This window comes from Streptomyces sp. NPDC030809 (assembly GCF_055572195.1).
On the sequence record NZ_JBVIDV010000024.1, the window covers coordinates 49,536 to 63,482 of the forward strand.

The window sequence follows — 13,947 nt, forward strand, 5'->3', positions numbered from 1 at the left end:
GGCCTGCCGTTGATTCGCTGCGACTCGGCCATGTCGGCGGCCGGCCGGGGGTGGTCACGCGTTGCTGGCCGCCGCCCAGCGCTGGAGGGCCGCGCGGGCCGCGCCCGAGTCGATGGACTCGGCCGCCCGCTCGATGCCGGTGCGGATCTGCTCCTCCAGGGTGCCCGCGGGCGGGGTGGCGCCCTCCTCGGCGAGGCCGTCGAGGGCGACGAGGGCGGCTGCCGAGTTCAGCAGTACCGCGTCGCGTACCGGCCCGGTCTCCCCGGCGAGCAGCCGGCGCGCCACGTCCGCGTTGTACGAGGCGTCCGCCCCGCGCAGGGCGGACACGTCGACCAGGTCGATGCCCACGTCGCGCGGGTCGAAGGCCTGCTCGGTGACTTTGCCCCCGCGGACCCACCAGACGCGGGAGGTGGCGGTGGTGGTGAGCTCGTCGAGGCCGTCGTCCCCGCGGAAGACGAGGGCGGAGGAGCCGCGTTCGGCCAGGACGCCCGCCACGATGGGGGCGATGCGGGCGTCGGCGACGCCGGTGGCCTGGGCGCGCACCCGGGCGGGGTTGGTGAGCGGGCCGAGGAAGTTGAAGGTGGTCCGGATGCCGAGTTCCTTGCGGGCGGCGGCCACGTGCCGCAGGGCCGGGTGGAACTTCACGGCGAAGCAGAAGGTGATGCCCGCCTCCTCGGCCACCGCGGCCACGCGGGCGGGGGTGAGGTCGAGGTTGACGCCGAGCTTCTCCAGGACGTCCGAGGCCCCGCTGGCGGAGGAGGCGGCCCGGTTGCCGTGCTTGACGACCTTGGCGCCGGTGCCGGCGACGACCACGGCGGACATGGTGGAGATGTTGACGGTCTTGGCCCCGTCGCCGCCGGTGCCGACGATGTCCACCGTGCGGCCGGGCACCTCGATCAGGTTGGCGTGGGCGTACATCGTGCGCACCAGGCCGTTGATCTCGGCCACGGTCTCGCCCTTGGCCCGGAGGGCCACCGCGAAGCCGGCGATCTGCGCGTCCGTGGCCGCGCCGCGCATGATCCGGTCCATGGCCCAGGCGGTCTCGTCGGCCGAGAGGTCCTTGCCGGCGAGCAGAGCGTCGAGTACGCCCGGCCAGGTCAGGCCCGCCACGCTGTCGCCGCCTGCCGGGGTCACAACGTTCATGGTCCACTCCTGGGTCCAGAGCCGAATACGAAGGTCTTCAGCCTATCCAGCCCGGGAGACAGCGAAGAGCCCCGTCCAATTTCTGGACGGGGCTCCTGCTGTGGCGATCAATGGTCAGCCGTGCCGGTTCTCCCGGGCGCGGCCTTCAGCCGTGCGGAGAGTCAGTGGTGGCCGTGGCCGCTCTGGATCTCCTTGTATTCCTCGGCCGTGGCCTTCGGAATCTGGTTGTCCTCCCCGTAGTAGCCCTTGCTGAGCTTCACGCGGAGCTTCTCCATGAGCTTGACCTTGCGCTCCACGCCGTTCTCGTCGACCGTCGGGCCGATCTCGGCGGGCGTGTACTGGTGGTGCGAGGTCAGGGTGTGCAGCTTGCCCTGCGGCAGCGGCTCGTGGACCTCGACGAACTCACCGTGCGGCAGGCGCTTGATGATGCCGGTCTCGCGGCCGTGCAGCACCTTGTCGCGGTCGCGGCGCTGGAGACCCAGGCAGATCCGCTTGGTGATGACGAAGGCGATGACCGGGCCGACGAAGAAGCCGATCCGCGCGAACCACGTGATCGAGTTGATCGACAGGTGGAAGTACTGCGCGAACATGTCGTTGCCACCCGCGATGAGCAGGATGACGTACCAGGTCAGCCAGGCGACACCGAAGGCCGTACGGGTCGGGGCGTTGCGCGGGCGGTCCAGGATGTGGTGCTCGCGCTTGTCGCCGGTGACCCAGGACTCGATGAACGGGTAGACCGCGATGGCCGCGAGGACCAGCGGGAAGATGACCAGCGGGATGAACACGCCCAGGACGAGGGTGTGGCCCCACAGGTTGATCTCCCAGCCCGGCATGGCACGGATGAGGCCTTCCGAGAAGCCCATGTACCAGTCGGGCTGCGCACCCGTGGACACGTGGTCCGGGATGTACGGGCCCAGCGCCCAGATCGGGTTGATCGAGGCGATGGCGGCGACGACCGCGATGACACCGAAGACCAGGAAGAAGAAGCCTCCGGCCTTGGCCATGTAGACCGGCAGCAGCGGCATGCCGACGACGTTGTTGTTCGTCTTGCCGGGGCCCGCGAACTGGGTGTGCTTGTGGTAGAAGACCAGGATCAGGTGGGCCACGAGCAGGCCCATCATGATGCCGGGCAGCAGCAGGATGTGGATCGAGTAGAACCGGGCCACGAAGTCGTGGCCGGGGAACTCGCCGCCGAAGAGGAACATCGACAGGTACGTGCCCACGATCGGCACGGACAGGATCGCGCCCTCCATGAAGCGGACACCGGTGCCCGAGAGCAGGTCGTCCGGCAGGGAGTAACCGGTGAAGCCGGTGAACATGCCGAGGACCAGCAGCAGGAAGCCGAAGACCCAGTTGACCTCGCGCGGCTTGCGGAACGCGCCGGTGAAGAACACGCGCATCATGTGCACGAGCATGGCCGCGACGAAGATCAGGGCCGCCCAGTGGTGGATCTGCCGGATGAGCAGACCGCCGCGGACGTCGAAGCTGATGTCCAGGGTCGAGGCGTAGGCCTCGGACATCCGGACGCCCTGCATCGGCACGTACGAGCCGTGGTACACGACCTCGTTCATGCTCGGGTGGAAGAACAGCGTCAGGTACACACCCGTGAGGATGATGATGATGAAGCTGTAGAGGCAGATCTCACCCAGCATGAAGGACCAGTGGTCCGGGAAGATCTTGCGCATGTTCGACTTGGCGAGGCTGTAGATGCCCAGGCGGCCGTCCGCCCAGTCGGCTACGCGCTCGCCCGCCGGCGCTTTGCGCTTGTCGGTAGCGGTCGCAGTGCTCATCCGCGCTCCCAGAAGGCAGGACCGACGGGCTCTTCGAAGTCGCCGAGCGCCTCGAGGAAGCCCTCGTCATTCACGCCGATCCGCAGCTGCGGGAGGGCGTGGCCGGCCGGGCCGAAGATGACGCGGGCGCCGTCGGAGAGGTCGAAAGTGGACTGGTGGCACGGGCAGAGCACGTGGTGGGTCTGCTGCTCGTACAGGCTGATCGGGCAGCCGACGTGGGTGCAGATCTTCGAGTAGGCCACGATGCCCTCGTGGGACCACTCGAGCTCCTGCTTGTCCTTGATGTCCTCCGGCTTGATGCGGACGATCATCAGGGCAGCCTTGGCGATCTGCTGCATGTAGTCGTGCTGGTCCTCTTCCAGGCCCTCGGGCATGGCGAAGGTCAGCGAACCGACGGCGACGTCCTCGGGACGCAGCGGCTCCATCGTGTTCTGGTTGATGAGCAGCTTGCCCTTCGCCCAGATCGTCTTGCGGAGCTTGTCCTCGGGCAGCGGGCCCAGGTCGCGCAGCAGGACGACACCGGAGAGCGGCACCATGGCCAGCGCGCCGAGCATCGTGTTGCGGATGAGCTTGCGGCGGCCGATGTCGGACTCGCGGGCACCGTCGGCGAAGTCCGCGAGGACCTTCGCCTTGACCTCGGGAGCGGCCTCGATCGGGTGGCGCTCGTCCGCCACCTCGACGTCGGACATCAGGGTGCGGGCCCAGTGGACCGCGCCCGCGCCGATGCAGAAGAGGGCGATGCCGAGGGTGACGCCCAGGGCGAAGTTCAGACCGCTCACGTGGCCGAAGGGCCAGATGAAGACGATCTTGTCGACCGGGATGGTCACGTAGGCGGCGATGAAACCGACCGTGGCCAGCATCGACAGGGTGAACAGCATCGCGACGGTGCGCTCGGAGCGCTTGGCCGCCCGCTCGTCGATGTCCTGGATGCGCGGCTTGTGGGCCGGCAGACCGGGGTCGGCGAACGGGTCGTCCGCCACCGCGACACCGCCGTGGTGCGCGTCGCCCTGCTCGCTCGGCAGGTGCTTGTCTTCGGGAATGTCTTGGCTACTCATGACTTCTTGGCCTTAGCGGTGTGGGCCGCAACCCAGACGGCGACAGCGATGAGCGTTCCCAGACCGAAGACCCAGCCGAACAGGCCCTCGCTGACGGGGCCGAGGCCGCCGAGCTTGAGGCCGCCGGGGCTCTCCGACTTGTCGCCGTTGACGGTCTGGAGGTACGCGATGATGTCCTTCTTCTCCTTCTCCGGCATGGTGCTGTCCGGGAAGGAGGGCATGTTCTGCGGGCCGGTGAGCATGGCCTCGTAGATGTGCTTCGGCTCGACGCCCTCGAGGTTCGGGGCGTACTTGCCGTGCGTCAGGGCGCCGCCCTCACCGGTGAAGTTGTGGCACTGCGCGCAGTTGTTGCGGAAGAGCTCACCACCGCGGGCGATGTCCGCGCCGGCCGGGTCGTACTGCTTCTCGGTCGGCGTGATGGGACCGGCGCCGAGGGAGGAGATGTACGCGGCGAGCTGGTCGATCTGCGCCTGGGAGTAGATGTTCCTCTTCTTCGGCACCTGCGCGCCGGGCTGCTGGGCGGGCATGCGGCCCGTGCTCACCTGGAAGTCGACGGCGGCAGAGCCGACGCCCACCAGGCTCGGGCCGTCAGTGGAACCCTGACCCCCGGTTCCGTGGCAGCTTGCGCAGCCCACGGCGTAGAGCTTCTGACCCTCCTCGATGGCGAGGGACTGGGCGGTTTCATCGGCCTGCGCCTTGCCCGCGGGCGCGAACGCGGCGTACAGCCCCCCAGTGGCCGCCAGCGCGAGGAGTAGAACGACGACCGCCGCCAGCGGATGGCGTCGTCGTGCGGAGAGCTTTTTCACGGATTACCCCGGTGTCAGGATCTTCTGCGTCGGTGCTTGCTGGATGGATGCCGGGCTCGGACCCGGCGACGTGATCGCTACTTGATCAGGTAGATCGTGGCGAAGAGGCCGATCCAGACGACATCGACGAAGTGCCAGTAGTAGGACACGACGATGGCCGAGGTGGCCTGTTCGTGGGTGAACCTCTTGGCCGCGTACGTCCGGCCCAGGACCAGCAGGAAGGCGATGAGACCGCCCGTCACGTGCAGACCGTGGAAGCCGGTGGTCAGGTAGAAGACCGAGCCGTACGGGTCCGAGGACAGCGAGAGGCCGTCCTTCTTGACCAGCTCGGTGTACTCGAACACCTGGCCGCCAATGAAGATCGCACCCATCACGAAGGTGATCACGAACCAGGTGCGGAGCTTCTTCACGTCACCGCGCTCGGCGGCGAAGACGCCGAGCTGGCAGGTGAGGGAGGAGAGCACGAGGATCGTGGTGTTCGTCGCCGAGAACGGGAGGTTGAGAAGGTCCGCCTTCTCGGACCAGAACTCGGTGCCCGTCACCGATCGCAGGGTGAAGTACATCGCGAAAAGGGCCGCGAAGAACATCAGCTCGGAACTCAACCAGATGATGGTTCCGACGCTGACGAGGTTCGGCCTGTTGACCGTCGGGTGCGCGTGCCCGGTATCTACTGTCGTTGCTGTCGCCACGACCGACATTATGTCGGTCGCTTATCCCGCCCTCACCCCGGGGGGTGCCGTTCGGAGTGTCCGGGGGGTGTGCACTGCCCGAACGGCCCAGCAAACGGCCGTCACCGGGGCGTGCGAACCGATGTTGACAGGACGTCGGGAGGAGTACGATCCCGCGCAACATCACTGTGATTCCTGTGACGCGTGGAGGAACGATGCGGGCGACTGCGAGGGTTCTGGTCTACAGCGACGACGCCAACACGAGGGAGCAGGTGCGGCTGGCGGCAGGGCACAGGCCCGCCGCGGACCTGCCGCCGGTGGAGTTCGTGGAGTGCGCGACCCTGCCGGCCGTGCTGAAGGCCCTGGAAGAGGGCGGGATCGACGCGTGCGTGCTGGACGGGGAGGCGGTGCCCGCGGGCGGGATGGGCGTGTGCCGCCAGATCAAGGACGAGATCTTCCGCTGCCCGCCGGTGCTGCTGCTGATCGGGCGTCCGCAGGACGCCTGGCTGGCCACCTGGAGCCGGGCGGACCGGGCGGTCACCCATCCGGTGGACCCGGTGGAGTTCGCGGACGCCCTGGCGGACGTGCTGCGGACGCGGCTTTCGGTGGACCACTGACGGGTCCGGCCGTCTTGTGAGGGCGCCAGGGGCCGCAGGAGGCCCCGAGGACGCGGTTCGGGGCCCCGAGGGGCCCCGAACGCGTGCCGGGGCCCGGCGGGGCCCGTTGATCACACCTGCGGGCGCAGCCGGGCCTTGTCGGCCCGGGTGTGGCCGTCGGGGGTGCCGCCCAGCAGGGCGCTGCCCTCGCGCCACTTCTTCCAGGGCACGTTCCAGTCGCCGAAGCCGTTCCCGAACGGGTCCATGTCCTCGCCGATGCTGTTGACGACCCGGACGATGTCGCCTTCGGTGATGTTCTCGTAGAACCAGGCGGCGTTGCCGGTGCTCATGCCGGTGCAGCCGTGACTGACGTTCTCGTAGCCCTGGGAGCCGACGGACCACGGCGCCGCGTGGACGTATTCACCACTCCAGGTGACGCGGGTGGCGTAGTAGACGGGCAGGTTGTAGTACTCGCTGCTGCCCTGGGAGATGCCGACGGTGTCCCCGCGCATCTGGACGTAGTACTGCTTGCCGAGGACCACCTTGTAGCCGTTGCGGGTGGAGAACCCGGGCTTGCCGGTGGTCACGGGGATGGTGTTGATCACTTCTCCGTTGCGCCGGAAGGTGAGCGAGTGGGCGGCGGCGTCGGTGACGACCTCCACCCGGTCGCCGATCTCCAGCTTCAGGGGCTTGCTGGCGGCCCCGTGGAGGCCGGGGGTGACCTGGATGCCCTCCAGGTTGCTGCGTACGGAGACGGTGGAGTGGGCGGGCCAGTACTCCTTGGGGCGGAAGTGCAGCTTCTTGTCGTCCACCCAGTACCAGGCGCCCTCGGTGCGGGGCGTGGACTCGACGACGAGGGCCCGTTCGACGACGGCCCGGGCGGCCTTGTCGGCGACGGGTTCGTTGAGCTCGGCGGTGATGGGCTGCCCGACCCCGTATTTGCCCGCGTCCGGGCCGAATTCGACCTTGAGGACCTTGTGGGCGGGGGTGGTGTCGAAGGACAGCGTGCGCTGCCCCGGGGCGCCGTCGCTGCGTTCGGTGCGGACGGTGACGGTGTAGCGGACGCCGGCGGCGAGCGGTGAGGTGCTGTGCCAGCGGTCGCCGTCCGCGGAGAGCTCGCCGGCGAGGCGGCGGCCGTGGGTGTCGACGGCGGTCACGTCGGTGATGCGCCCGTCCTTGCCCTTGACGGTCACCTCCAGCGGCCGGTCGGGATCGACGGGGCGGCTGCCGGCCTTCTGGTTGAACCCGACCTGCTCGGCCGCGTCATAGGGGCGGGCGGAGAGCGGGTTCCCCCGGGACCCGCACGCCGCGGCGCCGGCTCCGAGGGACGCGACCAGCATGGAGCAGCTGAGAACGGTCCAAAGACGCGGTGAGTGGCTCATGCCTCAAACGCTATGAAGATATGACTATTACTGCGCGCGGGGTGACTGCAAACGAGGGGCCCGGACTCCTCGTCACGAGGTGTCCGGGCCCCAACGCCTGGTGCCTGCGCGGCCCTCCGGCCGGGCCGGAACGGCTGCTCAGCCGGTGCTACTGGTTCTGGTTCTCACCGCGGTAGTACTCGTACACCCAGCCCCACAGACCCACGAGGATCACCGGAGCGGAGAAGTACAGCAGCCACCAGCCGAAGATGACGCCCATGAAGGCCAGGGCGCCGCCGATGGCCAGGGAGAGCGGCTGCCAGCTGTGCGGGGAGAAGAAGCCGAGCTCGCCGGCCTCGTCCGCGACATCGGCCTCCTTGTTGTCCTGGGCCATGGCGTCCACACGCTTGGCCGTGAAGGCCAGGTAGTAGCCGATCATGACGCTCAGGCCGAAGGCCAGGAAGAGCGCGGTGGTGCCCGCCGGCTCCTTCGACCACACGCCGTACACGACGGCCATGATCAGGATGAACGCGGAGAGCCAGAGGAACATCTTGCCCTGGATCTTCACTTGCCGGCCTCCTTGTCACCGGTGACGGCCTTGGCCGGCTCGCCGTGGCCCTCGAGGTGGTCGAGGGCGGCGATCTCCGGGTGGTGCAGGTCGAAGGCCGGGGATTCGGAGCGAATGCGCGGCAGCGTGAGGAAGTTGTGCCGCGGCGGCGGGCAGGAGGTCGCCCACTCCAGGGAGCGGCCGTAGCCCCACGGGTCGTCGACCTCGATCTTCTTGCCGTACTTGGCGGTCTTCCACACGTTGTACATGAACGGAAGCATCGACAGGCCGAGCAGGAAGGAGCTGATCGTCGAGATGGTGTTCAGCGCGGTGAAGCCGTCGGCGTCGAGGTAGTCCGCGTAACGGCGGGCCATGCCCTCCGCGCCGAGCCAGTGCTGCACCAGGAACGTGCCGTGGAAGCCCACGAACAGGGTCCAGAACGTGATCTTGCCGAGGCGCTCGTCCAGCATCTTGCCCGTGAACTTCGGCCACCAGAAGTGGAAGCCGGAGAACATCGCGAAGACCACGGTGCCGAAGATGACGTAGTGGAAGTGCGCGACGACGAAGTACGAGTCGGAGACGTGGAAGTCCATCGGGGGCGAGGCCAGGATGACGCCGGTCAGACCACCGAAGGTGAAGGTGATCAGGAAGCCGACGGCCCAGAGCATCGGGGTCTCGAAGGACAGCGAGCCCTTCCACATGGTGCCGATCCAGTTGAAGAACTTCACACCGGTCGGGACCGCGATCAGGAAGGTCATGAAGGAGAAGAAGGGCAGCAGCACACCGCCGGTGACGTACATGTGGTGGGCCCACACGGTCACGGAGAGGCCGGCGATCGCGATCGTCGCGGCGATCAGGCCGATGTAACCGAACATCGGCTTGCGCGAGAAGACCGGGATCACTTCGGAAATGATTCCGAAGAACGGCAGGGCGATGATGTACACCTCTGGGTGTCCGAAGAACCAGAAGAGGTGCTGCCACAGGAGTGCGCCGCCGTTGGACGCGTCGAACACGTGCGCACCGAACTTGCGGTCCGCCTCCAGCGCGAAGAGCGCGGCGGCGAGCACCGGGAAGGCGAGCAGGACCAGGACACCGGTCAGCAGCACGTTCCAGGTGAAGATCGGCATGCGGAACATCGTCATGCCGGGCGCGCGCATGCAGATGATCGTGGTGATGAAGTTGACCGAGCCGAGGATGGTGCCGAAGCCGGAGAAGGCCAGACCCATGATCCACATGTCGGCGCCGATGCCCGGCGAGCGGACGGCGTCCGACAGCGGGGAGTAGGCGAACCAGCCGAAGTCGGCGGCACCCTGCGGGGTGATGAAGCCGGCCACCGCGATGGTCGAACCGAAGAGGTACAGCCAGTACGCGAACATGTTCAGCCGCGGGAACGCCACGTCCGGCGCGCCGATCTGCAGCGGCATGATCCAGTTCGCGAAGCCCGCGAACAGCGGCGTCGCGAACATCAGCAGCATGATCGTGCCGTGCATCGTGAACGCCTGGTTGAACTGCTCGTTCGACATGATCTGCGTACCCGGACGGGCAAGCTCGGCGCGCATGAAGAGCGCCATGATGCCGCCGATGATGAAGAACACGAACGAGGTGACCAGGTAGAGCGTGCCGATCGTCTTGTGGTCGGTGGTGGTCAGCCACTTCACGACGACATTGCCCGGCTGCTTGCGCCGCACCGGCAGCTCGTTCTCGTACGAGGCGTCAGCTGCCGCGGCACCCTGAGGTTCGTTGAGGATGCTCACAGTTTGTTCGTCTCCGAGTTCCGGGCCGGGTTCGTCTGCTTGATACCGGCCGGGAGGTAACCGGTCTGCCCCTTCTCGGCCAGCTCCTTCAGGTGCGCCTGGTAGCGCTCCGGGGAGACGACCTTCACGTTGAAGAGCATCCGGGAGTGGTCGACGCCGCAGAGCTCGGCGCACTTGCCCATGAAGGTGCCCTCCTGCGTGGGGGTCACCTCGAAGACATTGGTGTGGCCGGGGATGACGTCCTGCTTGAACAGGAAGGGCACCACCCAGAACGAGTGGATGACGTCGTTGGACGAGAGGATGAAGCGGACCTTCTCGCCCTTGGGGAGCCAGAGGGTCGGACCCGGGTTGCCCGTCTGGGGGTTCCGGTCACCGGGGACGCCCTTGGTGTAGACGCCCTCGGCGCCCGCGGGGAAGTCCTTGGTGTACCTGTCCGGGATCGAGGCGAGCTCCTTGGGAACGCGCGGGGCCTCGGCCTCGCCCTTCCCGTGCTCCGCGCCCTCTTCCTCGGTGGCCGCAGGCAGCTTCGGAGTCGCGGCGTCGCCGTCGACGTCCTCGATGTAGTTGAAGCCCCAGCTCCACTGGAAGCCGACCACGTTGATGGTGTGCTTCGGCTTCTCGGAGAGGGTGAGGAGCTTCGACTCGTCACGCGCGGTGAAGTAGAACAGCACCGAGACGATGATGAGCGGGACCACGGTGTACAGCGCCTCGATCGGCATGTTGTACCGGGTCTGCGGCGGAACCTCCACCTTGGTGCGGCTGCGCCGGTGGAAGACGACGCTCCACAGGATCAGGCCCCAGACCAGGATGCCGGTGACGAGAGCAGCCGCCCAGGAGCCCTGCCACAGGGAGAGGATGCGCGGCGCCTCCTCGGTGACCGGGGTGGGCATTCCGAGGCGGGGGAAGTCTTTCCAGGTATACGAGCAACCAGTGGCGGTCGCCAGGACCATACCCGCAGTCAGCGCCTGCAGCAGCTTCCGCCGCATCGGGCGCCGCGGCGAGCGGTCGGAGCCGTAGGGACTCACGTAGCGCCTTCCCGAGAGTCTCGGCCCGCGTGACCGGCTGCGGCCGTCTCGCGGGTCGGTCGCCGGCCCTGACGCGGGCAGGGGTTTGGATGTTTATGCGGACCAAACCCTACTGGACGCTATTTGGGGTCGCGCGGGGAGGGTGCCCAACGCGCCGCGACAGCCCCCGAAGGGGTGGCTCCGCCTTCCGGGGGACACGCCCAACACCCCCGCAGGGCGGGCCCGGAGAGCCATCTGACGCCCCCTGACCCGGGGATGCGGGCAGGCGGGTTAGCGTGCGCGTATGCCGTACTTCGACTCCGCTTCCTCCGCTCCGCTGCACCCGGTGGCCCGCCAGGCCCTGGTGGCCGCGCTCGACGAGGGCTGGGCGGACCCGGCCCGGCTGTACCGGGAAGGGCGCCGGGCCCGGCTGCTCCTGGACGCGGCGCGGGAGGCGGCGGCGGAGGCCGTGGGCTGCCGCCCGGACGAGCTCGTGTTCACTCCTTCGGGGACACGCGCGGTTCACCTCGGCATGGCGGGGGTGCTCGCGGGGCGCCGGCGCGTCGGCGGGCATCTGGTCGTATCGGCAGTCGAGCATTCCTCCGTACTCCATGCGGCGGAGGCGCACGCGGCGGCCGGCGGGAGCGTCACGGAGGTGGCGGTGGACCGTTCGGGGGCGGTGGCGGCCGAGTCCTTCGCCGCCGCGCTGCGGGCGGACACCGCGCTGGCGTGCCTTCAGTCCGCCAACCACGAGGTGGGCACGGAGCAGCCGGTGGCGGAGGCCGCCGAGGCCTGCCGGGCGGCGGGGGTGCCGCTGTTCGTGGACGCGGCCCAGTCGCTGCCGTGGGGGCCGGTGCCGGGCGGGTGGTCCCTGCTGGCCGGGAGCGCCCACAAGTGGGGCGGGCCGGCCGGGGTGGGGCTGCTGGCGGTCCGCAAGGGGGTCCGGTTCGCGCCCCAAGGTCCCGTGGACGAGCGGGAGTCGGGGCGTTCGGCGGGCTTCGAGAACATCCCGGCCGTCGTGGCCGCGGCGGCCTCGCTGCGGGCGGTACGGGCCGAGGCCGAGGAGGAGGCGCGGCGGCTGCGGGTGCTGGTGGACCGGATCCGGCGCCGGGTGGCCCGGCTGGTCCCGGACGTGGAGGTGGTCGGGGACGCGGACCGGCGGCTGCCGCACCTGGTGACCTTCTCCTGCCTCTACGTGGACGGGGAGGTCCTGCTCCACGAGCTGGACCGGGCGGGCTTCTCCGTCTCGTCCGGCTCCTCGTGCACGAGTTCGACCCTGACGCCCAGCCATGTGCTCAAGGCGATGGGGGTGCTGTCGGAGGGGAACGTACGGCTCTCGCTGCCGCCGGGCACGACGGCGGAGGAGGTGAACCGCTTCCTGGAGGTGCTGCCGGGGGCGGTGGCGGGGGTGCGGGAGCGGCTGGGGGTGCCGGGGGCGGGCGAGCCGGTCCTGCCGCCGGCCGGGGAGTCGGCGGTGGTGGACGCGCTGGGGCTGCGGTGTCCGCAGCCGGTGATCGAGCTGGCGAAGGTGATCACCACGGTGCCGGTGGGCGGGGTGGTCACGGTCGTCTCGGACGACGAGGTGGCGCGGCTGGACATTCCGGCGTGGTGTGCGATGCGGGGGCAGGAGTACCTGGGCGAATCCCCTGCGGAGGGCGGGGGCGTGGCCTACCGGGTGCGGCGCCTGGTGTGACCCTGCGTGTGCGGCCGTGCGGGGCTCTCCCCCGCCGTCCCCTTCCCGGACGGGGGCTCCGCCCCGGACCCCGGCCCTCGAATGCCGGACGGGCTTCGTGTGCCGGCGAGGGGGGTCCGGGGGCGGAGGCCCCGGGGGTCAGACGGTCAGGTGGGCCTGGACCTCCGCGGCCGCTTCCTCGCCGTACGCCTTGGTGAAGCGCTCCATGAAGTGCGCCCGCGCGAGCGTGTACTCCTGGGTGCCCAGGGTCTCGATCACGAGCGTGGCCAGCATGCAGCCGACCTGCGCCGCGCGCTCCAGGCCGACGCCCCAACCGAGGCCGGTGAGGAAGCCCGCGCGGAACGCGTCGCCGACACCGGTCGGGTCCACCTTCGCGTTCTCCTCGGGGCAGCCGACGAGGATCGGCTCGTGGCCGGCCCGTTCGATCTTCACGCCCTGGGAGCCGAGGGTGGTGACCCGGGTGCCGACCTTGGCGAGGATCTCCTCGTCGGTCCAGCCGGACTTGGACTCGATGAGGCCCTTCTCGTACTCGTTCGAGAAGAGGAAGGTCGCGCCCTCCATCAGGGTGCGGATGTTCTCGCCGTCCATGCGGGCGATCTGCTGGGAGAAGTCCGCGGCGAACGGGATCTCCCGGCTGCGGCACTCCTCGGTGTGGCGCAGCATCGCCTCGGGGTCGTCGGCGCCGATCAGCACCAGGTCCAGGCCGCCGACCCGGTCCGCGACGGACTTGAGCTCGATGAGGCGGGCCTCGCTCATGGCGCCGGTGTAGAAGGAGCCGATCTGGTTGTGGTCCTTGTCCGTGGTGCACACGAAGCGGGCCGTGTGGAGCACCTCGGAGATGCGCACGGACTGGGTGTCGACGCCGTGCCGGTCGAGCCAGGCGCGGTACTCGTCGAAGTCGTAGCCTGCTGCGCCCACCAGGATCGGGCGGGCGCCGAGCTGCCCCATTCCGAAGCAGATGTTCGGGCCGACCCCGCCCCGCCGCACGTCGAGGTTGTCGACGAGGAAGGAGAGGGAGACCGTGTGCAGCTGGTCCGCGACGAACTGGTCGGCGAAGCGGCCGGGGAAGGTCATGAGGTGGTCGGTGGCGATGGAGCCGGTGACTGCGATACGCACGGCGTGGATGCTCCTGCGAGGGGCGGAAGGGGACGGTCAACGCTACCCGCTCCCGCCCGCCCGCGTGGACGGTGCGAAACTACCCCGTAGTAGCCCTTTCTCCGCATAGGCCCGCATGCATACCGTGCCCGCATGAGGACTTACCCCGACTCCGCCATGTCCACCGCCGAGCGAGCGGCCGGTTCCGGCCTCGCAGGCCTGATCGGCGAGGGTGCGCGGATGGCCCCGCACTGGGCCGCGCCGGCCGGCCCGGACCCCGTTCGGGTGACTCCCGACCGGATCCACGGGATCACCGTGCCCGCGTCCTCGGCCCGTCTCATCGCCGGCACGGCCGCGTACGGGTACTGACCGGCCGGGAACCGGATAGCCTCCGGCTCCGTCCCACCAGCACCACGGACGGCGAAGGAGCAATGC

General features: G+C 69.1%; 13 protein-coding genes. 3 read left to right on the top strand and 10 right to left on the bottom strand.

Annotation, left to right across the window (positions count from 1 at the left end; all coding sequences use genetic code 11):
* Positions 1-54: 54 nt before the first annotated feature.
* The 5 genes from trpD to ctaE all read right to left on the bottom strand — a co-directional run bounded on the left by trpD (position 55) and on the right by ctaE (position 5,492).
* A complete protein-coding gene (gene trpD, locus ACZ407_RS27885; protein ID WP_468132939.1) occupies positions 55-1,143 on the bottom strand; it encodes an anthranilate phosphoribosyltransferase in 1,089 nt (362 codons plus the stop codon).
* 161 nt (positions 1,144-1,304) lie between these two features.
* Positions 1,305-2,933: a cytochrome bc1 complex cytochrome b subunit gene (gene qcrB / locus ACZ407_RS27890; protein WP_468132941.1), complete on the bottom strand. Its 1,629-nt coding sequence runs from the start codon at positions 2,931-2,933 to the stop codon at positions 1,305-1,307.
* Complete coding sequence (gene qcrA, locus ACZ407_RS27895; RefSeq protein ID WP_468132943.1) at positions 2,930-3,988, bottom strand: cytochrome bc1 complex Rieske iron-sulfur subunit; 1,059 nt, start codon at positions 3,986-3,988, stop codon at positions 2,930-2,932. Before qcrA ends, qcrB begins: the two co-directional genes overlap by 4 nt.
* Complete coding sequence (gene qcrC / locus ACZ407_RS27900; protein ID WP_468132945.1) at positions 3,985-4,794, bottom strand: cytochrome bc1 complex diheme cytochrome c subunit; 810 nt, start codon at positions 4,792-4,794, stop codon at positions 3,985-3,987. Before qcrC ends, qcrA begins: the two co-directional genes overlap by 4 nt.
* Before the next feature lie 77 nt (positions 4,795-4,871).
* Positions 4,872-5,492: an aa3-type cytochrome oxidase subunit III gene (ctaE, locus tag ACZ407_RS27905; RefSeq protein WP_468132947.1), complete on the bottom strand. Its 621-nt coding sequence runs from the start codon at positions 5,490-5,492 to the stop codon at positions 4,872-4,874.
* Between the two features lie 185 nt (positions 5,493-5,677).
* On the opposite strand from ctaE, the gene ACZ407_RS27910 reads away from it, so the two are divergent.
* On the top strand, positions 5,678-6,079 hold the full coding sequence (locus ACZ407_RS27910; protein WP_468132949.1) for a response regulator transcription factor: 402 nt from the start codon (positions 5,678-5,680) through the stop codon (positions 6,077-6,079).
* Between the two features lie 110 nt (positions 6,080-6,189).
* Here the strand turns inward: ACZ407_RS27910 and ACZ407_RS27915 are convergent, their stop codons facing one another.
* The 4 genes from ACZ407_RS27915 to ctaC all read right to left on the bottom strand — a co-directional run bounded on the left by ACZ407_RS27915 (position 6,190) and on the right by ctaC (position 10,745).
* Positions 6,190-7,440, bottom strand: coding sequence for a L,D-transpeptidase (locus ACZ407_RS27915; RefSeq protein ID WP_468132951.1), 1,251 nt, complete (start codon positions 7,438-7,440; stop codon positions 6,190-6,192).
* A gap of 148 nt (positions 7,441-7,588) precedes the next feature.
* Positions 7,589-7,987 carry a cytochrome c oxidase subunit 4 gene (locus tag ACZ407_RS27920; protein ID WP_468132953.1) on the bottom strand — a complete coding sequence of 133 codons (399 nt, stop codon included), beginning with the start codon at positions 7,985-7,987 and terminating at the stop codon, positions 7,589-7,591.
* Positions 7,984-9,720: an aa3-type cytochrome oxidase subunit I gene (gene ctaD / locus ACZ407_RS27925; RefSeq protein ID WP_468132955.1), complete on the bottom strand. Its 1,737-nt coding sequence runs from the start codon at positions 9,718-9,720 to the stop codon at positions 7,984-7,986. The genes ACZ407_RS27920 and ctaD overlap by 4 nt, the downstream gene beginning before the upstream one ends.
* Positions 9,717-10,745 carry an aa3-type cytochrome oxidase subunit II gene (ctaC, locus tag ACZ407_RS27930; RefSeq protein WP_468132957.1) on the bottom strand — a complete coding sequence of 343 codons (1,029 nt, stop codon included), beginning with the start codon at positions 10,743-10,745 and terminating at the stop codon, positions 9,717-9,719. Before ctaC ends, ctaD begins: the two co-directional genes overlap by 4 nt.
* Positions 10,746-11,028: 283 nt before the next feature.
* On the opposite strand from ctaC, the gene ACZ407_RS27935 reads away from it, so the two are divergent.
* Positions 11,029-12,417 (top strand): aminotransferase class V-fold PLP-dependent enzyme, encoded by a 1,389-nt coding sequence (locus ACZ407_RS27935; RefSeq protein ID WP_468132959.1) that lies wholly within the window; start codon positions 11,029-11,031, stop codon positions 12,415-12,417.
* A gap of 138 nt (positions 12,418-12,555) precedes the next feature.
* On the opposite strand, the gene ACZ407_RS27940 is transcribed toward ACZ407_RS27935, so the two are convergent.
* Positions 12,556-13,533, bottom strand: coding sequence for a carbohydrate kinase family protein (locus tag ACZ407_RS27940; protein ID WP_468132961.1), 978 nt, complete (start codon positions 13,531-13,533; stop codon positions 12,556-12,558).
* 132 nt (positions 13,534-13,665) lie between these two features.
* Between ACZ407_RS27940 and ACZ407_RS27945 the strand changes: the two genes are divergently transcribed.
* Positions 13,666-13,881, top strand: coding sequence for a hypothetical protein (locus ACZ407_RS27945; RefSeq protein ID WP_468132963.1), 216 nt, complete (start codon positions 13,666-13,668; stop codon positions 13,879-13,881).
* Positions 13,882-13,947: the final 66 nt, after the last annotated feature.

Bases quoted from the DNA above. Each gene is read 5' to 3' on its own strand.
- trpD (WP_468132939.1), bottom strand. From the start codon at position 1,143: ATGAACGTTGTGACCCCGGCAGGCGGCGACAGCGTGGCGGGCCTGACC.
- qcrB (WP_468132941.1), bottom strand. From the start codon at position 2,933: ATGAGCACTGCGACCGCTACCGACAAGCGCAAAGCGCCGGCGGGCGAG.
- qcrA (WP_468132943.1), bottom strand. From the start codon at position 3,988: ATGAGTAGCCAAGACATTCCCGAAGACAAGCACCTGCCGAGCGAGCAG.
- ctaE (WP_468132947.1), bottom strand. From the start codon at position 5,492: ATGTCGGTCGTGGCGACAGCAACGACAGTAGATACCGGGCACGCGCAC.
- ACZ407_RS27910 (WP_468132949.1), top strand. From the start codon at position 5,678: ATGCGGGCGACTGCGAGGGTTCTGGTCTACAGCGACGACGCCAACACG.
- ACZ407_RS27915 (WP_468132951.1), bottom strand. From the start codon at position 7,440: ATGAGCCACTCACCGCGTCTTTGGACCGTTCTCAGCTGCTCCATGCTG.
- ACZ407_RS27935 (WP_468132959.1), top strand. From the start codon at position 11,029: ATGCCGTACTTCGACTCCGCTTCCTCCGCTCCGCTGCACCCGGTGGCC.
- ACZ407_RS27945 (WP_468132963.1), top strand. From the start codon at position 13,666: ATGAGGACTTACCCCGACTCCGCCATGTCCACCGCCGAGCGAGCGGCC.